Genomic DNA, 19024 nt, shown 5'->3' with positions numbered 1-19024 from the left:
AGATGGCTTCAAAAGACGTTAAGTTTCACGACTCGGCCCGCACCAAGCTCGTCGCGGGCGTCAATATTCTCGCCGATGCAGTGAAGTTGACCCTCGGTCCCAAAGGCCGCAACGTCGCTCTCGACCGTTCTTATGGCGCGCCGACGATCACCAAAGACGGCGTGTCGGTGGCGAAAGAGATTGAGCTCCAGGACAAATTCGAAAACATGGGCGCGCAGATGGTGAAGGAAGTCGCGAGCAAGACTTCTGATATCGCTGGGGATGGCACCACCACAGCGACCGTACTCGCGCAATCGATCGTGAAGGAAGGCATGAAGTTCGTTGCCGCCGGCATGAACCCGATGGATCTCAAACGCGGCATCGACAAGGCCGTGCAAGCGGTCGTGGCGGAGTTGAAAAAGCTCTCGAAGCCGACCACGACCAGCAAGGAGATCGCACAGGTCGCCTCGATATCGGCCAATTCCGACACAACCATCGGCGAGAAAATTGCTCAAGCCATGGAAAAAGTCGGGAAGGAAGGTGTGATCACCGTCGAGGACGGCAAGTCGCTGGAAATGGAGCTCGAAATCGTCGAAGGCATGCAGTTCGACCGCGGCTACCTGTCGCCGTACTTTATCAACAGCGCGGAAAGGCAGATGTGCGTGCTGGAAAGCCCCTACATCCTGCTGTCGGAGAAGAAGATCTCCGGCATTCGCGAGCTGCTGCCCGTACTCGAGCAGGTAGCGAAAGCCGGCAAGCCGCTGCTGCTCATCGCCGAAGATGTCGACAGCGAAGCGCTGGCGACGCTGGTGGTGAACAATCTTCGTGGCATTCTCAAAACGTGCGCCGTCAAAGCGCCTGGCTTCGGGGATCGTCGCAAAGCAACGCTCGAAGACATTGCGATCCTCACTGGCGGGACCGTCATTGCCGAGGAAGTTGGCTTGTCGCTCGAGAAGGTTACGCTGAAGGAGCTGGGCCAGGCAAAGCGCATTGAGATCGACAAGGAGAACACCACGATCATTGACGGCGCTGGCGATACCAAAGCCATTGAAGGGCGCGTCAAGAGCGTACGCAGGCAGATCGAAGACACGACCAGCGATTATGACAAAGAAAAGCTGCAGGAGCGGGTCGCCAAGCTCGCTGGCGGCGTAGCGCTGATTAAGGTTGGCGCCGCGACAGAAGTCGAAATGAAAGAGAAGAAGGCACGCGTTGAAGATGCGTTGCACTCAACCCGCGCTGCGGTGGAAGAAGGTATCGTCGCGGGCGGCGGCGTGGCACTGCTGCGGGCGCGTTCGGCCCTGGGCACTATCAAGGGCAACAATCACGATCAGGAATCAGGCATCAAGATTGTGTTGCGCGCACTGGAAGAACCCCTGCGTTGCATCGTCGCCAATGGGGGTGACGAGCCATCGGTGGTGCTCAACAAAGTCATCGAGGGTAAAGGTAACTATGGTTACAACGCACAGACCGGCCGGTACGGTGATCTGATGGAGATGGGCGTTGTGGACCCGACCAAAGTCACGCGAGTTGCCTTGCAGAACGCTGCGTCAGTGGCCGGCCTGATACTCACGACCGACGCGATGGTTGCAGAATCGCCGCAGGAAGAGTCCACCGGCGGCGGCATGGGTGGCGGCGGGATGGGGGGCATGGGGGGTATGGGTGGGATGGGCATGTAGCAAGCGCGCGCCGTTCCACGTAGACCCGGACGCGATCCGGGGTACCGTTTCGCGAGAAAGCCCCGTTTACGCGGGGCTTTTTTCCGATTCTGGTGCGCACCGATCGGGTAATCGAGGAGGAAGACGGGTGTACGCTTGCAGAAGATCGACGACCTGCAGTAATTGACCAAGGCTATGACCATGGTCATAATACTGGTCAATTACCACGCGGGAGAGTTCCCATGACCACGATTCAGGCCTCCGAGTTCAAGGCGAAATGCCTCGCACTGATGGATCAAGTCGCGCGCACGGGCGAGACCATTCTGGTCACCAAGAACGGCAAGCCGGTGGCTGAACTCCGTCCTCATCGTCCGCCACGCATCAAATCGCCCCTCGGATTGCACAAGGGTCAATCCGTGATTCTGGGCGACGTCATCGAATCCCTCGATACGGGCTTATGGAAAGCCCTGAAGTGATGATCCTACTCGATACACACACCCTGATCTGGCTGGATACGGCGGATCGACGCCTGGGGCGCAAGACACGTGCTTTGATCGAAAAGCAATGGGCGGAAAACAAAGTCGCGGTATCGGCGATCAGCTTCTGGGAAGCCGGTATGCTGACTGAACGCGGCCGTTTCCGGCCGGCGGTGCCGGTCGCGGAATGGCGCGTCCGTTGGCTCGACGCCGGTCTGCTCGAGTTCCCACTTGATGGGGCAATCCTGATTCGCGCCTTGGATCGGGACGCACTTCCGAAAGATCCGGCCGATCGTTTTATCGTCGCCACGGCCCTGGCCGAGCAGGCCAAGCTGGTGACCGCGGACGAGAAGATCCTCGCTTGGCAGCACGCGATGGCGCGCCACGACGCCAAAACCTAGCTCGGATTACCCGGACGGAGCCCGACTTGCCAAGCTCATTTCGCCCGAGTTCCGGCTTGCCGGTCTCGAGCGCGATCAGCGCCGAGGCGTGCATCCGCCAGCCAGGTGTCCACCGCTTGCGGAGCCCCGGATCATCCCAGGGCGCTCACCGCGTCGAGGAGGCGTGCCTCCACGGTCGGAAGCCCGAGCATCGAGTGCTGCAGGCGGTACAGCGCCACCCGGCGCAATGCGCTCGCGAGCAAGCGCGTCGGCCGGCTCGCCCGGGGTCCCCACCACGAACCCGATGTAGGGCACGATGCCGTGGCGCCCGAGCTTGTCGGCCGATTGCACCACGTGCTCGCCGGTGATCGGCTTCTTGAATACGTCGATCAGCTCCTGTGAGCCGGACTCCGCGCCGATGAAGATCGCCGAGCAACCGCCGCGCCGGAGCAGGGTGAGGAGCTCGTCGTCGAACTTTGCCACGACATTTGCCGTGCCGGTCGCGTCCCATGTGATCTTGCCCTCCAGGCCCCGCTCGATGATGAGCTCGCACATCCGGCGCACGCGCTTACGACTAACGAAGAAATTGGCGTCGTCGATTACGAGGTGGTTGGCGCCCCACTGCTGCACCAGGCGCTCCAGGTCCTCCACCACCCGCTCGGGGGTCAGGGCATACCAGCGTGGGCCGAAAACACCGCGTCGTTCGAGCAGAAGGTACAGCGAGCGGTACGGGCAGCCGTAGCTGGTGAAGTAACTCGTGGTGCGCTTGCCTCTCGCATCCGGTTGCAGCTTCTGCTGCATGTCCACCAGGTGGTAGGGCAGGGGGGGAAGCTGGTTGGCATCGACCACCGGGCGCTCGGGTGTGCAGATAGCCATCACGCTCATAGGCGATGCCCCGTACAAGCCGGCCCCTGCGCCGGTAGCGGGTGGGGGCGAGATGGCGGGCGCCCGCGCCCTCCATACCGGTCAAAGTGGTTGCGGAAGCCGCGCCCTGGGCACGTGGCGATGTACGTGCGCGCATCGCAGGCGTGTGAGCTCGTTCGGGTTCGCAGGCACCAACGCGCACGTGCTGATCGAGGAAGCACCGCACCAGGCGAGCGATTCGGACGATCCGCCCGGACCCCAGCGCTCTACTGGACAAGCCAGGCAAGCCGGCCGGTGCGATTCGCGCAGGCCATTCAGTCCCTCTTCGAGGATGCCGAGTACGGCGTCGCGCTCGAGCTGGGACCGCAGGCCGAGTTGCTGTGGCTGGCACAGATGAGCGTGCGCCAGGCTCATCCGGTGCTGTGGGCAAGCTCTCTGGCGAAGGGCCGCGACGCGATGGGCCAGGTTCTCGCCAGCGCCGCGCAGCTGCACGCGTCACGCGTCACGCTGGATTTCGCCAGCATGCAAGCGCGGCAGGCGCCGCGATGCAGGTTGGCGCTGCCTTCATACCCGTTCCAGCACCGGCAATTTTGGCCCGGCAAGGCGGACCGCCCGCACGCTGCCGCCGTGTAGATCTATCCTTGCCGGCTGCATACAGATCCCGGCTTTCGGCGCGTGGGCGTGGAGATACGTCCCCATGTATCTACAGAATCCAATCCAATCCAATCCAATCAACTATTATTTGCGAACAGCGTGACCAGCCCACTTCGAGTCCTTGAAACGTATATCGCTTCCGAATCGCAGCTCGACGAATTGACGCAGAAGCGCGGCCGGGCCGCGGACAAGGTTTTCAACGCATAGGAGAACGCAATGATGCGAATGAGCGGATCGGTGCTGGGCGCGGTGGCGGGCGCCACCATGCTGCTGGCGAGTGTGCCGGCGGCGCAGGCCCAACAGCGCTTCATCACCATCGGAACGGGTGGGGTCACCGGCGTCTACTACGCTGCCGGGGGGGCCATCTGCCGCCTGGTCAACAAGGATCGCAAGACCCACAACATCCGCTGCTCGGTGGAGTCGACCGGCGGCTCGGTGTTCAACATCAACACCATCAAGGCGGGCGAGCTCGACATGGGCGTCGCCCAGTCGGACGTGCAACACAACGCGCTCAAGGGTGAGAAGCAGTTCAAGCAAGCAGGCCCTTACCCGGACCTGCGCGCAGTGTTCTCGCTGCACCCGGAGCCGTTCACGGTGGTCGCGCGCAAGGAAGCCAACATCAAGATCTTCAGCGACTTCAAGGGCAAGCGCTTCAACGTCGGCAATCCCGGCTCGGGCACGCGCGCATCGATGGAAGAACTGCTCGCCGCCATGGGATGGAAGATGAGCGATTTCTCGCTCGCCTCCGAGCTCAAGGCGGACGAGCACGGTCCGGCGCTGTGCGACGGGAAGATCGACGGATTCTTCTACGCGGTCGGCCATCCCTCGGCCAACATCCAGGATCCGACCACCACCTGCGGGGCGAAGCTGGTGCCGCTGACCGGCCCGGTGGTCGACAAGCTGGTGAAGGCGAATCCCTACTATGCCAAGACCACCATCGCCAAGGGCCTGTATCCGAACAACCCGCAGGCCACGGAAACCTACGGCGTGCTGGCCACCTTCGTCGCTTCCGCCAAGACCCCGCCCGACACGGTATATGCCGTAGTGAAGGCGGTCTTCGACAATTTCGACGAGTTCAAGAAGCTGCATCCGGCACTGGCCCATCTCGATCCGAAGAACATGATCAAGGACGGACTGAGTGCGCCGCTGCACGAGGGAGCAGCGCGCTATTACAAGGAAAAGGGCTGGATCAAATAGGTTGAAGCAGCAGGCGCTCGGGGAGCTCGGCCGGTCGGGCCGCCAGCTGTCGGGATTGACCGGCAAGCTGGTACTGTTCCTGTGTGTCGCGTGGGCGCTCTTCCAGCTGTGGTATGCCTCGCCGCTGCCGTTCGTGATTGGCTGGGGCGTGTTGAACGACACCGAGGCACGTTCGCTGCACTTGGGCGTGGCGCTGTTCCTCGCGTTTCTGGTCCATCCGGCTCGCGCATCCTGGTCGCGCAGCCGCGTGCCGGCAGTCGATTGGGCATTTGCTTTTCTGGGTGCATTCGCCGGCGCCTATTTCATCCTGTTCTATGCCGAGCTTGCGACGCGCCCAGGGCAGCCGAACACGTTCGACATCGTCACTGCGAGTCTCGGACTCGTCCTGCTGCTCGAGGCGACGCGCCGTGCCGTCGGGTTGCCGATGGTGGTGCTGGCGCTTGTCTTTCTCGCCTACATCATGCTCGGCCGCTATCTGCCCGACGTGCTCGCGCACAAAGGGGCATCGTGGGAGCGGATGCTGTCGCACCAGTGGCTCACCACCGAGGGCGTGTTCGGCGTGGCGCTCGGGGTGTCGGCGGGTTTCATCTTCATCTACGTCCTGTTCGGCGCGCTGCTCGATCGCGCCGGCGCCGGCAACTACATGATGCAGGTTTCACTCGCATTGCTCGGCCACCTGCGCGGCGGGCCGGCCAAGGTCGCGGTCGTATCGTCGGGCCTGAACGGACTGATCTCGGGCTCGTCGGTATCGAACGTAGTCTCGGGCGGCATCTTCACCATCCCCCTCATGAAGAAGGCCGGCTACTCAGGCGTGAAGGCAGGCGCGATCGAGACCATGTCCTCGGTGGACGGCCAGATCATGCCTCCGGTGATGGGTGCGGCTGCCTTTCTGATGGTCGAGTACGTCGGCATTCCGTATCCGGAGATCTGCAAGCATGCGTTCCTGCCTGCGGTGCTGTCCTACATCTCGCTGTTCTACATCGTGCACCTGGAGGCGCTCAAGCTGGACCTGCAACCGTTTGCTCCCGGACGGCAACGGACCCTGCGCGAAAAGGCGCTGGCATGGGCGCTCGGCATCTCCAGCACGATCGTGGTGCTGTGCCTGGTCTATTTCGTCGCCGAGGCGGCCAAGAGCCTCTTCGGTGAGTCGGCGCCCTGGCTGCTCGCGGCGCTGCTCGGACTCGCTTATGTCGGCTGCCTGTGGGTAACCGCGCAGTGCCCCGATCTGCCACAGGACGTGGACGTCGAGCAGCCGCGGCTGCCCGAAACCTGGCCGACGGTCAAGGCGGGGCTGCACTTCCTCATCCCGATCGGCGTGCTCATCTGGTGTCTGATGATCGAGGAGTTCTCGCCCGCGCTGGCCGCTTTCTGGGCCTGCATGGCGATCATCGTCCTGATGACCACCCAGCACGTGCTGACCGCGTGGTTTCGCGGTTCCGGCGGCGAATGGATGCAGTTGCGCCGCGGCCTCGCCGATGTGCTGGCCGGCCTCAACGACGGCTCGCGCAACATGATCGGCATCGCCATCGCCACCGGCACCGCAGGCATCATCGTCGGCGGCATCACGCTCACGGGGCTGGGCCTGCGCATGACCGAGTTCGTGGAATTCGTCTCGCAGGGCAACGTGATCGTGATGCTGCTCTTCACCGCGTTCGTCTGCCTGGTGCTGGGGTTGGGCGTGCCGACCACCGCCAACTACATTCTCGTTGCGACGCTGATGGCGCCCGTCATCGTCGAGCTCGGCGCGCAGTCCGGGCTCGTGATCCCGCTCATCGCCGTGCACCTGTTCGTCTTCTACTACGGCATCATGGGGGATATCACGCCGCCGGTCGGGCTGGCGACCTTCGCTGCCGCTGCCATCTCCGGGGAGGATGCGATCCAAACCGGTATCCAGGGCGCACTCTATGCGCTGCGGACGGTGGTGCTGCCGTTCGTGTGGATATTCAATCCGCAGCTGCTGCTGATCGATGTGCGCGGATGGGTGGAGGTCGTGCTGGTCGTCCTGGCCAGCCTGACGGCCTCGCTGGTGTTCGCCGCGGCCACCATGGGCTGGTTTCGCAGCAAGTGCCGCTGGTGGGAGATCGCCTTGCTGCTGCTTGCGACCTGCATGCTGTTCCGGCCCGACTTCTTCATGGACCGGATGCACCCGCCCTACGCGCCGCTCCCGGCGAAGGATGTGTCCGCCGTGGTCGACAAAGCGCAAGAGGGCGAGCGCCTGGTGCTGGTCATCGAGGGCACCAGCCTGGAGGGCGAGGACATCACCAAGACGATCGCGGTGCTCCTGGGCAAGCCGGCGCCGGTGCGAGAGCGCCTCGCCGAGGCCGGCCTCACGCTGAGCGCGCTCGGAGACGAAGTGCGAATCGGCACGGTGCGTTTCGGCAGCCGCGCCAAGCGCGCCGGCGTCGAGCAGGGGTGGAAGGTCACAGCGGTGCTGGCGCAGAACGAGCGGCCATCCGCGCACTGGTTCTACCTGCCGGCGCTCGCCATCGTGGTGTTCGTCTACGCGCTGCAGGGGCGGCGCAGCCGCTCGGGCATGACGCCGTCCGTCGCGCCCCCTGCGCTATGACGGCGGCGAGCAGACTCTCTCTTTGCCGTCCTCGACAATTATTGATCGTTCCGTATTGGACGACAGTCCAATACGGACGCGACGCTCCCCTCTCCCCCCGGGAGAGGGGTTGGGGGTGAGGGACGAGCGTGTCATGGAATAGGGAACGCTCGATAGCTTCGCTGGCAGACTGCTCGCGAGAGAAATCTATAGCGAATTCCGGCGCTCAATGCTTCCGTCACGATGCAGCGCCTGTCGCGGATTCCCCTATTCCTTCAGCGATCGACCTCTCGAATTCGACTTCCGCGCGCAGACCCTCGAGATCCCTGTGGATCACGGCGACCGCCAGCTTCTTGCCTTCGCTTCGAAACTCGATCGTGCAATCCTGTGCGTCGAGCTGCCCGTCGATCTCGGCTTGATCCCAGCGTTCGGCGTGACCAACATAGGCGAGGCCGAAATCATACTGCTCGGTCCAGAAGAACGGGATGGCATCGAAGCGTTGTCGTCGACCCAGGATGTTGCGTGCCGCTGTTTGCCCCTGGCGCTCGGCCACTACCCAGTGCTCGACGCGGATGCGTTGGCCGGTGAGTCGATCCGGCCAGCGTGCAATGTCGCCAGCCGCGTAGACGCCCGGGACACTCGTTTCCAGATACTCGTTCACGGTGAGGCCTCGATCGACGGCGAGGCCGGCCTGTTCGGCCAGTGCAATCGCCGGTCGCACACCGACGCCGATGACGACCAGATCGGCCGGGATCTGTTCTCCGCCTTTCAGGGTGACGCTCTGCTCGTCAATGGAGGTGGCGGTGGTGCCGAGATGGAAGATCACGCCGTGTTGTTCGTGCAGCTTGCGGATGAAAGCCCCGACCTGGGGCCCGAGAATCCTCTCCATCGGACAGGTCTCGAGACCGACTACGTGCACTTCCACATTGCGCGCCCGAAGCGACGCCGCGACCTCGAGACCGATGAAGCTGGCGCCGATGACGACTGCCTGCTTCGATACCAGCGCCTTTGTGACCAGAGCGCGGCTGTCGGCGAGTGTGCGCAAATAGTGTACGTGAGGCAAATCGCTGCCAGGCAGCGCAAGCCGTACCGGCTCTGCACCGGTGGCGAGTAGCAGAGCGTCATAGGCCTGGTGGCTGCCATCCGCGAGCTGCACCTGCCGGTTCGCCGTATCGATGGCGGTAACGCGTACGCCCAGCCTCAAGTCGATGTCGTGTTCCCGATAGAACTCCGCCGAACGCAAGGGAATCCACTCTTCCGGCGCATTGCCCGCCAGATAGTTCTTGGAAAGATTGGGCCGATCGTATGGCAACGATTCGTCGGCGCTCAGCATGGTGAGGCGACCCGTGTAGCCCTCGCGACGGAGCATTTCCGCGGCAGCGTTGCCAGCGCCGCCGCCGCCCACGATCACGACCGTTCCTGGCGTATCCGATGCTGCGGCAAGGTGCTGGCGGGCGGCGCTTTCCAGCTTTTCCCGGACGAAAGCCTTGCCGTCCCGCTGCTCGACCCGCCAGCAGGAGACGGGATTGAGCGCCGGCGCGCGCAAGGCTTCGCCCGTGCGCAGATCGAAACAGGCGTGGTGCCACGGACAGCGCACCGTGTCGTCGACGATCAGCCCTTCGGCGAGCGGGCCGCCGTAGTGCGTGCAAATGGCGCCGACGGCAAACAATTCGCCCCCGCGGCGGACCAGGATCACGGGTTCGCCTTGGGTGTGGCCGAGCAGCATCGCGTCTTCGGCTATGGCCGAAAGTGCCACGCCTTGCGCGAGATCCGGTCCTTCGAGCTTCGGTTGTTCTGCACTCATTTCATTCTCCATGAGGTCGATGATGGATTATCGAACGAGCGGCCAAGGCCCTACTCGGCGGGTGCCGCTAGCGCGCCGTGGTAGGCGGGTCTCCGAAAATTGCAGGTTTCCCCGCCCGATGCGCGTGTGCTTTGCGTGCCGGCATGTGACAGCTCCTGTGCAGCGTAGACTCAAATAATGCTCCACTTCCTCGGCGACGTTTTATTGCCGGACTCGACTCTTTCCCGAGATTATGCCAAGCGTCGTCGACGAGGCGAGTGATGGATGACGCGCGCGGGCGCCGGTCGGGATTACGTTGCGGGCCATCACCTGTTCGACTTTCGTCCGCGTCCAGCACGGCGCGAGCATTTCGATGAAGTCGAAGGCGAACGCGGGTAGATGCCGCCGGCGATGAATCGCCACGCTGGTGATGCTCGGCGGAAACAGCTCCCCGGTTTCGAGGAGCGCGATGTTGGCGTCCTTCATCGGGTCGTGAGCCACGTCAACAAGCACGGTGAGTCCCAGCCCACGCTCTACGCAAACCTTCACGACGTCAGCATCGGTCGCGCTCAAGATGATGTTCAATGGGAATCCCGCCGCTTGGAAGACGTGGAGCACTGTCTGCCACGTGGAAATTGCGGGTTCGAACGTCACGAAAGGATGTTGAGCAAGGTCTTTGAGCGAACAGCGCTTGCGCCGAGTGAGTGGATGATCTTTGGGCGCGAGGACCACGCGTCGGTATTCTCGGCATTCCAGAGCTACGATGCTGCTCGATTGTCCGAGCCCACGGATGAAGTCGATGTCTTGCAGGGATAACCGCGCGACATTGCACGCCGCAACAGCCGATTACGCAGAAGGCGAAAAACGTCTAATGTATCGCACAATGATCAAGGGCAAGCCAGTCTGAGGCCCACTCACCCACCAGGCGCACTTGCTGTATGGAGAACCTTGAGGCCAACGATTCCTCCAATGATGGCTGCAATGCAGAGGATTCGCGTCGTGGTGGCTGGCTCTTTGAAGAACACCATGCCAAGGACTGCGGCTCCTACAGCCCCGATTCCCGTCCAAACTGCGTAGGCGGTGCCGAGCGGAAGAGACTTCATTGCCAGCCCGAGTAACCAAAAGCTGAGCCAGGCTGCGACTAACGTGACGCCCGTGTACAGATGTTTGGTGAAACCCTCTGAGGCCTTCATGCTGCCTGACCAGACGATCTCGAGTAGTCCTGCTACCACCAGGATCGCCCAAGCTGTAGAAGTAGGGGAGATTGAAGCCATAGGGTGTGCACCTTGTGGAGAATGAGGAGAAAGAGCGTTGTCTTTAGACTTTTCGCGAGCATTCCCAGTCTCGGGACCAGACCCATTTTGGCCATAGTGCTCTGCAAGCACGGTCCCTCGGGTGGTGCGACGTAACAGCGGAACTTGCAATTCCGCTTCAAGCATTTTGACGCTCTTGTGATTCCAGGAAGATAGCCATCATGATGATCGTTGACGCGCAGATTCACCTCTGGGCTAAAGGCAAGCCATCCGCCCATCACCGTCAGACGCCTTACCTGAAGGAGGAAGCTCTGGCGGCTATGGATGCCGCAGGGGTGGATCGAGCGGTGATCCACCCGGTGATGTGGGACCCTGATTCCAACGAGTTGGCCGTGGAAGCGGCACGCGCGCATCCGGATCGGTTCGCAATCATGGGCTGGTTCTATTTGGACGACGCAGAACAGCGCATTGCCCTGGATAGATGGAAAAGCCGGCCAGGGATGAAGGGACTGAGGTTCTACTTTACCGATCCACGGTCGCAGTCCTGGCCGGACGACGGCACGCTGGACTGGCTGTGGCCGGAAGCCGAACGGCTGGAGATTCCGGTTTCCCTTCAGGCATCGGCGTTCCTGCCGCGGATCGCCGCGGTTGCCGAACGACATCCTGGGCTGAAGATCAGCATCGATCATATGGGAGTGCCGCGCGCGACGCAGGGGGCAGAGGCCGCCTATCGCAACCTGCCGCAGTTACTGGCGTTGGCGAGACACCCGAACGTTGCTGTGAAAGCCACCGGCCAGGCTGGCTGCGCCCTGGATCCGTACCCCTTACACAGCATCCACGATGCGTTGCATCGGGTATTCGATGCGTTCGGGCCGCGGCGCATGTTCTGGGGCACCGACATTACCCGCATGCATTGTACGTGGCACGAATGCGTGACGCTGTTCACCGAGGAACTGCGCTGGCTCAAGGGCGCCGATCTGGAGTTGGTGATGGGCCAGGCCTTTTGCGACTGGATAGGCTGGGATACCGGCCACCTCAGCGGTCGTGCCGTGGAGGGTCGAGAAAGCCAGTGAGCCAGCCGATGAGCACATGCAGCGACCTGCGCGCAAGGCGTCCTGCGGAGCTTCTGTGTGAATCCGGCTTCATTTCCACGGTTCCACCGTTATGTTCGCGTCCTTGATGATCTTGGCGTACTTGGCGATGTCCGCCTTCAGGAGCGCGGTCGCCTGTTCCGGATCGTTGTAGAACGGCTGGAACCCCAGGTTGTTCAGCGTCTCCTTGGTATCCGGCCGGGCCAGAAGCTTCTGGATCTCGGCGGATATCTTATGGACGACGGGCTTCGGGATGCCGGCCGGTCCGCCCACGCCCTGCCAATTCGTCAATGTTATGGCCGGCAGACCCCCCTCGGCGAAGGTCGGAACGTCCGGAAAGGCAGAAACGCGAGACTTCCCGGTGACCGCGAGTGCGCGGAGACTCCCGTTCCGAATCTGCGTGGCGACGTTGACGGGAGTCGAGAAGAAGAATTGAATGTGCCCGCCCATCAGAGCTACTACTGCCGGGCCGCCGCCCTTGTACGGTACGTGCAGCGTCTTGATGCCCGCCTCGGTGGTGAAAAGTGCGGCCAGCAGATGGGTCGGTCCGCCGGTGCTCGAGGTGCCGTAGGCGACCTTACCCGGCTTCGCCTTCGCAAGTTCGATCAGATCCTTTACCGATTTCACCGGCAACGTCGGTGGCACCACGAGCACGTTCTGATAGCTCAATATGGTGGCAATGCACGCGATGTCCTTCAGTGCATCATAGGGCGTCTTCACGAGCGTGTGGTTGCCCGCCAAGGCGGCGCCAATGGACAGGAGTGTGTAGCCATCAGGGGCGGCCTCCACCGCTATCTGCGTACCGATGATGGTGTTCGCCCCGGGGCGATTGTCCACGATGACCTGCTCTCCCCAGGCCTCGGTCAGTTGCTTCCCGACCAGGCGTGCAGTGAAGGTCGTGCTGCCTCCCGGCGCATACGGCGTTATGTAGCGTATCGGCCTGTTGGGGTAGTTCTCCTGCGCACCTGCGCCTGCACCGATCACGCTCAAGACGAGACACCCAAGCAATCGCACACACTTCCTGCGCGTATTCATATCGTCCTTTCTTTGCCCGAATCAACCTATCGAGTTGTCCGAGTACAGGTACTACTTCTCGAGCAGCATGCTAGCGGTATGGCGTGATGTTGGGTGCGCCAATGCATCCATCTTGCGCTCTCTCACCTCAAAACTAGCCTGAAAGCTGCGCAGCGCAAATCCGCACGAAGCCGTAAGTGACATCATGGGGCGCGTGAATTGCGACACTCGGCGCGCGGATGTGCCGACGGATCACGCCTAAGGTAGCCGCGGCCCGCGCGTTCTTTGTCCGACCGACTGCACGATCTGCGTTGGCGCGACCACTTCACGGTCTCATGCGAGTAGGCTTACGATTCCCCTGTTCACCCAAGGAGGAACGCATGAACACAGTCATTAGAAGCATTGGCTGTCTGCTCGCCTCGACAACGCTGACGCACTCCGCGAGTGCACTGGCGCTGGACAAACTTCCCGACTATCCACAGCGCCCCCTTCGGATCATCATTTCCGGGTCTCCCGGCGCGGGCAGCGACATGGTGGCGCGCATGACAGCGCAGATGTTGATGGACGCGTGGGGCCAGAACGTCGTGGTCGATTCCCGCCCCGGCGGCGGTGGCGTCGTCGCCAGCACCTACGCTTCGCGCGCGGAGCCCGACGGCTACACGCTGTTCCAGAACGGTTTCGGGCTGCTGCTGCAGGGAGCAGCCAAGCGAGTGAAATTCGATGTCCTCAAGACTTTCGTGCCCATCGTACGCACGACCCAGCAGCCCTACATACTGCTCGTCCATCCGCGTGTGACTGCCAATTCGATCAAGGAGATCGTCGCGATGTCGAAAGCGAAGACCGTGACATACGCGGGCAGCTCCGGTGTGGGGAGCACGGTGCACATCGGCATGTCGCAGCTGGCGAAGGTGTCCGGCATGAACATCAAGTACGTCGCCTACAAGGGCAGCGCGCCGTCGATACTCGCCCTGATGGGGGGTGAGATCGACATGGCGGCTACGGCGTCGTTGTCGGCGGTCGGCGCCATCAAGACCGGCAAGGTGCGAGCCGTTGCAAACCTGGGTAAAAAGCGCGTACCCGCGCTTCCCGATCTTCCGACGCTGGCCGAACAGGGTTTTCCCACGGTCGAGGTCGCCAACAAGTACCAACTCTGGGCGCCGGCGGGCACGCCACGCCCGATCATCGGCGTGCTGAACAAGGTGGTCAGTACCGGGATGAATTCTCCGAAATACGAGAAGCGGCTGCACGCGGTCGGCGCCGATGTGGTCGATCCGATCTCCCCGGAGCAGCTGAAAAAGGAAATCGACAAGGAGTATGAAGAGCTCGTGGTGACGATCAACGAGCTCGGTATCAAGTTTTAAGGCGGCTATATCACCCTGGCTGCTCGCAGCCGACCCAGCTCGTCGTTCGAAAGGCCCAGTTGGTCGCGGTAAATTTCGCCGTTGTGCTCACCCAGCCGAGGCGCCGCGCGGGTCGACGGCATGGGGTTGACGCCATCGAAGAGAAATCCGGGGCCAGGATATTTCAGCGTGCCGACTTCCGCGTGCTCGAGCTCGACGAAGAAGCCGCGCTCGGCCAAATGCGGTGAATGCACGACTTGCTGCGGACTTTGCACCAGGCCGATCACCAGGCCCTTGGCCATCGTCGCCTGCATGAGGTCGAGGTTGTTCCATTGCGCCAGCTTGGGGGCAATCAGATCGCGCAACTCCTCCCAATGCTCTTGACGGGACTGGCGCGTTGCGAACTTCGCATCGAGTAAACGCGGTTCTGCCAGCAACTCCGCCCAGACTTCCATCGGCCGCCCGCCCGTGCCGGCCGTGGTCAGCGTGACTTCCCCGTCCCGGGTCGGGAGGTGCATGCCATCCATGACGTTGCGATCGCCGTTTCCACGCCGCGGATTGCGTCCCGTGAAGCTGTAGGGGTGAATGAGTCCGGAGGGCGTGCTGATCGCGGCCTCCATCACGGACAAGTCGATGGGACTGCCCGCGCCGGTCTGGTCGCGACGCAGGAGCGCTGCCATGACGGCGATCGCTCCATTGCGTCCGGCCGTGAGCTCCATCTGCTGCAGCGCCGTGCCCATCGGCGGCCGGTCGGCCGAGCCCGTGACCGCGTACAAAAAACCGCCCATGGCTTGCGCGATGAGATCGTCCCCGCAATAGTCGGCGTATGGCCCGTACCGTCCGAAATAAGAAATGGAAAGCAGAACGAGTCCCGGGTTGTGGGCCGTCAATATCTCGTATCCCAGTCCCAGGCCGCCGAGATGTCCCGGCCGGAAGCTTTCGATCACGACGTCGACGGCGGCCGCCAACTGCAGGAACAACGCGCGGCCCGCAGACTGTTCCAGGTCCAGCGTGATTCCGCGCTTGTTGGTGTTGAGCGCCAGAAAGACGCTACTGCGATCGAGCTGCGGCTCGCCGCCGATGAACGGCGGCTCGTGGCGCGCGGGGTCTCCCCAGCCGGGCGGCTCCAGCTTGACGGTGTCTGCGCCTTGGTCGGCCAGCAGCTTGGCGCAAAAGGCACCGGAGGCCGCGTGAGCCACCTCCAGCACCTTCACCGCGGAAAGTATTCCATCCACTGCCTTCTCCACCATGGCCAGCGGAGTATCGCTAGCAGGCCGTCGCTCCCGCACACGCGGGAGCCCAGAAATCTCGGGATGAGGGGAACCAGTCAGTTGCTGGATTCCCGCTTACCGCGGGAATGACGGTTCTTCGCTTCACTCGCTTTCCATAGCCCGCTATGGCGCTTGCTCGTCGGCACGCGGCCTGTCCGCGATCACTGCCTCGTCGGCCAACGCCCGGATCTCGGCCGGCGACAGGCCGGCAACTTCACGCAGCACGACCTCGTTGTGCTGCCCCAGGCCGGCGGCCTGCCGGATGGCTATCGGCATACCAGGGATCCGGAACGGGCGTCCCGCATAGGTGCGGGGGCCGGTCGATGATTGCGCCGTGCGTTCGAATGTCTGCAGGAACTCACGCTGTTGCAGATGCGGATCCTCGACCAGATCCGCCGCGGTCAGAACGGCACCGGCAGGAATGCCTCGCGCCTGCAGGGCTGCTGTAAGTGCCTTGTCGTCCTGCGTGGCGGTCCAGCGCATCAGCTGCTCGTCGAGCGCATGCCGGTGTTGCCAACGACCTGACGCTGTGTCGAACCGCGGTTCCTGCGCCCACGCGGGGCGACCCATCGCCTCCTTCAAGGCGACCCACTGCGGATCGCTCGATACGGCAAGGACAACCCAGCGGTCGTGTCCGGCACAGGGATACACGTTGTGCGGGGACTTCCAAAGATGCGTGCAACCCAGCCGCGGACGCTCGATCCCGCGCTGCGCTTCCAGAACGGCGGGCCCGATGCACGATATGCCGGTCTCCTGCATGCTGAGATCGATGCGCATGCCCTTGCCGCTTCGATTGCGCCGGTAGAGCGCCAGCAGCAGGGCATAGGCCACGTTGTTGCCGGTGGAGTGGTCCATGTAGTTGTTGCTGGCGCGCAGTGAAGGACCGCCCTCGTAGCCCGTCAGATAGGACATGCCGCAGGCCGCGTCGACGGTGCGCGCGCGGGATCCGGCGCGCCGCCACGGGCCGGTGTGGCCGTAAGCCGTGCTGCTGAGCGTGATGATGCGAGGATTCACCCGCGCAAGGCTGTCGTGGTCAAAGCCGAGACGGCTCATCGTGCCCGGCCTGAAATTGTCGGTCACGATGTCGCACTTCTCGACCAGCTTGAGAAAAACTTCTTTTCCCGCCGGGTGGGTTACGTCCACGCACAGGCTTTGCTTGTTGCGCGTGCCGAAATAGGCGAGGTTGCCGCCCTCGTTCCACCACGCGTCCCCGTCGGCTTTGCCGCCTGCAAAAGGCCCGGCTCGACGATCCTGCATGTGCTGCACGCTTTCGATACGGATGACCTGGGCGCCGAAGTCCGCGAGAAATGCGGTGCCCCATGGCAATGCATGGACCTGTTCCAGCGTCAGGACCTTCACGCCCTGGAGCAGCGGTGCGCTAGATGCCGGATTCGCTTCCATGGATCGCATTGGCATCGACAACGAAGCGGTTCAGCTCGGATGTTTGCCGAGCATGATCCACCCGCCACTGGAGGGCGTGGTGAATGCGGCAAGAGCGGTTTCGGCCCGCACCTTCACCTGGCGCGCTCCGGCCGTGCCACGCAGCTGTTCGATGCTGTCGGTGTACATGGCCGTGCGCGTACGCCCGTTGCCCAGGTTGCCGCCGCTGGAGGAGAACGGGTGCGGACCTTCCACGCGGATATCGCCGGCGTAGAAGGCCAGGGATTCGCCGCGCTTGACCCCGTGCCACTGGAACGCTTCCAGATAGAACTGCGACATGATGGAGTAGCCGTCGTACGGATTGAAGATGTCGACGTCCTTGGGGCCGAGGCCTGCGCCTTCGTACATGCGTTTCGCCGCCCTGTCCGTCCACATCTCGATTTCGTCCAGGTCGGCCTGCGTGCTGCGCTGCTTGAAGCTGTGCTGCGCGTGGTTGAGCACGTACACCGGAGGCTGGCGCATGTCGCGCGCACGCTCCGCGGTGGTGAACAGGTACGCGGTGGATGCATTGACCGGACGGTCGCAATCCCAGATCCGCAGCGGATTGAGGATGAAGCGCGAGCTCGCGTAGTCTTCGACCGTGATGGGCTCGACCCCGTGGGTCGCATTGAAGCCCCACGGCGTGAGCATGCCGTTGCGCTGCTGATTGATCACGAACGGCGCGAGATCGTCGTGCTTGCCGCCGTAGCGCAGGCAGTACTGGTTGTGCGGGAAGATGTTGATGAAGTCGTTGCCTCCGTGGTTCCCCCAAGGCACCGTCCACTGGCGCGCGCCCTTCGCGTAGTCGTCGGCGTTCTCGCCGCCGCGGCGGTAGCGTCCCTCCAGGTTGCCAGTCGGATAGATCACCAGGCATGTGCTGCACACGCCATCGCCCACCGCCTGCGCCGCCATGCCGACCATTTCCCCGATGGTCGGCAGCTTGGTTGGAGCGAATTTCACGTTCGGCAGACGCATCTGCTCGATGAGCCACTGGGCGTTCACCAGCGTGAGCCCCAACTCGGAGTCGTAGGGTGGGGCGAAGTAGGGCCGCGGCGCCCAGCGCGAGGCGGAGCCACCGCTGGGACCGGCAATGTGGCTGTCGCAGCAAATGACGCCGTCGATCTGATCGGCCGTGACGCCGGCGTCGTCCATGGCCTTCCGGCAGGCAAGAATCGAGTAGGCACCGAGCGACTTGTCCATCGATACGCCGTCCCAGCGCCGGTCGACCGGCGAATGACCGAATCCCGCCACCGCGACCTTGCCGCGATGCTCCCAGACTCCCGTGCCGTCTTTGTCTCTACGCCAGGCGTAATTGCTCGGAGCAGCCATTGTCTATCCTCGCTCTAGGACTGAGCCGCCCGCGGGTCCACGGGCAGCTGTGGGCAATGTCAGGCAACGCGCCATTCATGGATCAATTGGCCCGGTGCGACTTCTTCGAACGTGATCTCGACCGCCGCACCGACCGGCACCTGGTAGGGCGGGGTGCCGGGAAGGTTGGAATAGAAATTGACCGTCGGGTCTTTATCGAGCGTCACCATCGCCAGGTTGTAGGGCTGGTCGGGCATGCGTCGGTTGAGCCGCCCGTCCTCGATCACGATGTAGGTGGCGATATGGCCTTTCCCCTCGACTTCCTTCCAGGCCAGCCGCTCGGGGGACCCGCAGACCTGACACGTCTTCTGCGGCGGGTACTGCAGTTTGTTGCAGGCATCGCACTGTTGCAGGACCAAGCGTTTTTCGTTGACGGCGTCCCAGAACGGCTTGCTGACTTCGTCGGCGACCGGGATGAGCTTGGGCATCGGTGGACTCCCTTGATTTCAAGCGGCTAGCTTGTACAGTCTGGCCGCATTGTCGGCCAGCACCTGGCGGCGTTCCTGCTCGGGCACGTCGTCGAAGCAGCGTGCGATCGCCCGCCGGCTTTCCGGCCACGTCGACGTGGTTTGGGGGAAATTCGTGCTCCACAGAATGTTGGCGAGGCCGATGTGGTGGCGGGTCTTGATCCCGGTCGCATCGAACCATCCGACCAGATGACATTGGCGCTGGAACAGCTCGGACGGCTTCAGGTCGTAGCCTTCGGTGTTGATACGCTGGCGCTCGAACTGATGA

The 19024-nt window shown here is 62.9% G+C and carries 18 protein-coding genes; 8 read left to right on the top strand and 10 right to left on the bottom strand.

Translation table 11 applies throughout. From position 1 onward, the window contains the following. The first annotated feature begins 2 nt into the window (after positions 1-2). From groL to GEV05_21340, 3 genes are all read left to right on the top strand, one after another. The gene (groL, locus tag GEV05_21350) at positions 3-1655 is read left to right on the top strand and encodes a chaperonin GroEL (GenBank protein ID MPZ45884.1); all 1653 of its coding nucleotides are present in this window, start codon (positions 3-5) and stop codon (positions 1653-1655) included. 221 nt (positions 1656-1876) lie between these two features. After that, on the top strand, positions 1877-2110 hold the full coding sequence (locus tag GEV05_21345) for a type II toxin-antitoxin system prevent-host-death family antitoxin (protein ID MPZ45883.1): 234 nt from the start codon (positions 1877-1879) through the stop codon (positions 2108-2110). Further along, the gene (locus GEV05_21340) at positions 2110-2511 is read left to right on the top strand and encodes a PIN domain-containing protein (GenBank protein MPZ45882.1); all 402 of its coding nucleotides are present in this window, start codon (positions 2110-2112) and stop codon (positions 2509-2511) included. The genes GEV05_21345 and GEV05_21340 overlap by 1 nt, the downstream gene beginning before the upstream one ends. 75 nt (positions 2512-2586) lie before the next feature. Here GEV05_21340 and GEV05_21335 read toward each other — a convergent pair whose 3' ends face one another. Next, positions 2587-3375, bottom strand: coding sequence for a radical SAM protein (locus GEV05_21335; GenBank protein MPZ45881.1), 789 nt, complete (start codon positions 3373-3375; stop codon positions 2587-2589). Positions 3376-3648: 273 nt separating this feature from the next. On the opposite strand from GEV05_21335, the gene GEV05_21330 reads away from it, so the two are divergent. From GEV05_21330 to GEV05_21320, 3 genes are all read left to right on the top strand, one after another. Continuing rightward, on the top strand, positions 3649-3987 hold the full coding sequence (locus tag GEV05_21330; protein ID MPZ45880.1) for a hypothetical protein: 339 nt from the start codon (positions 3649-3651) through the stop codon (positions 3985-3987). A gap of 237 nt (positions 3988-4224) precedes the next feature. Continuing rightward, positions 4225-5205 (top strand): TAXI family TRAP transporter solute-binding subunit, encoded by a 981-nt coding sequence (locus tag GEV05_21325; GenBank protein MPZ45879.1) that lies wholly within the window; start codon positions 4225-4227, stop codon positions 5203-5205. Further along, entirely contained in the window at positions 5177-7771 is a 2595-nt protein-coding gene (locus GEV05_21320; GenBank protein MPZ45878.1) for a TRAP transporter fused permease subunit, read from the top strand. The genes GEV05_21325 and GEV05_21320 overlap by 29 nt, the downstream gene beginning before the upstream one ends. A 217-nt stretch (positions 7772-7988) precedes the next feature. Here the strand turns inward: GEV05_21320 and GEV05_21315 are convergent, their stop codons facing one another. The 3 genes from GEV05_21315 to GEV05_21305 form a co-directional block, all read right to left on the bottom strand. Next, complete coding sequence (locus GEV05_21315) at positions 7989-9554, bottom strand: Rieske 2Fe-2S domain-containing protein (protein MPZ45877.1); 1566 nt, start codon at positions 9552-9554, stop codon at positions 7989-7991. Between the two features lie 201 nt (positions 9555-9755). Next, positions 9756-10343 carry a hypothetical protein gene (locus tag GEV05_21310; protein MPZ45876.1) on the bottom strand — a complete coding sequence of 196 codons (588 nt, stop codon included), beginning with the start codon at positions 10341-10343 and terminating at the stop codon, positions 9756-9758. Positions 10344-10447: 104 nt separating this feature from the next. Beyond that, entirely contained in the window at positions 10448-10807 is a 360-nt protein-coding gene (locus tag GEV05_21305; protein MPZ45875.1) for a QacE family quaternary ammonium compound efflux SMR transporter, read from the bottom strand. Between the two features lie 200 nt (positions 10808-11007). On the opposite strand from GEV05_21305, the gene GEV05_21300 reads away from it, so the two are divergent. Then, entirely contained in the window at positions 11008-11859 is an 852-nt protein-coding gene (locus tag GEV05_21300; GenBank protein MPZ45874.1) for an amidohydrolase family protein, read from the top strand. A 69-nt stretch (positions 11860-11928) separates the two neighbouring features. On the opposite strand, the gene GEV05_21295 is transcribed toward GEV05_21300, so the two are convergent. Next, positions 11929-12912, bottom strand: coding sequence for a tripartite tricarboxylate transporter substrate binding protein (locus GEV05_21295; protein MPZ45873.1), 984 nt, complete (start codon positions 12910-12912; stop codon positions 11929-11931). Positions 12913-13130: 218 nt separating this feature from the next. On the opposite strand from GEV05_21295, the gene GEV05_21290 reads away from it, so the two are divergent. Next, positions 13131-14252, top strand: a complete 1122-nt coding sequence (locus GEV05_21290) for a hypothetical protein (protein MPZ45872.1) — start codon at positions 13131-13133, stop codon at positions 14250-14252. Positions 14253-14257: 5 nt separating this feature from the next. On the opposite strand, the gene GEV05_21285 is transcribed toward GEV05_21290, so the two are convergent. From GEV05_21285 to GEV05_21265, 5 genes are all read right to left on the bottom strand, one after another. Then, positions 14258-15481 carry a hypothetical protein gene (locus GEV05_21285; protein MPZ45871.1) on the bottom strand — a complete coding sequence of 408 codons (1224 nt, stop codon included), beginning with the start codon at positions 15479-15481 and terminating at the stop codon, positions 14258-14260. Between the two features lie 144 nt (positions 15482-15625). Continuing rightward, positions 15626-16918: a hypothetical protein gene (locus tag GEV05_21280; protein ID MPZ45870.1), complete on the bottom strand. Its 1293-nt coding sequence runs from the start codon at positions 16916-16918 to the stop codon at positions 15626-15628. Between the two features lie 15 nt (positions 16919-16933). Then, positions 16934-18250 (bottom strand): hypothetical protein, encoded by a 1317-nt coding sequence (locus GEV05_21275; protein ID MPZ45869.1) that lies wholly within the window; start codon positions 18248-18250, stop codon positions 16934-16936. 59 nt (positions 18251-18309) lie between these two features. Further along, complete coding sequence (locus GEV05_21270) at positions 18310-18717, bottom strand: hypothetical protein (protein MPZ45868.1); 408 nt, start codon at positions 18715-18717, stop codon at positions 18310-18312. An 18-nt stretch (positions 18718-18735) separates the two neighbouring features. Continuing rightward, positions 18736-19024 (bottom strand): amidohydrolase family protein (locus GEV05_21265; GenBank protein MPZ45867.1); only part of this gene is annotated, 289 nt, incomplete at its 5' end.

This window comes from Betaproteobacteria bacterium (assembly GCA_009377585.1).
Classification (GTDB): Bacteria; Pseudomonadota; Gammaproteobacteria; order Burkholderiales; family WYBJ01; genus WYBJ01.
Note: the sequence above shows the minus strand (reverse complement) of the source record. Positions and strands in the feature narration are given on the sequence as shown.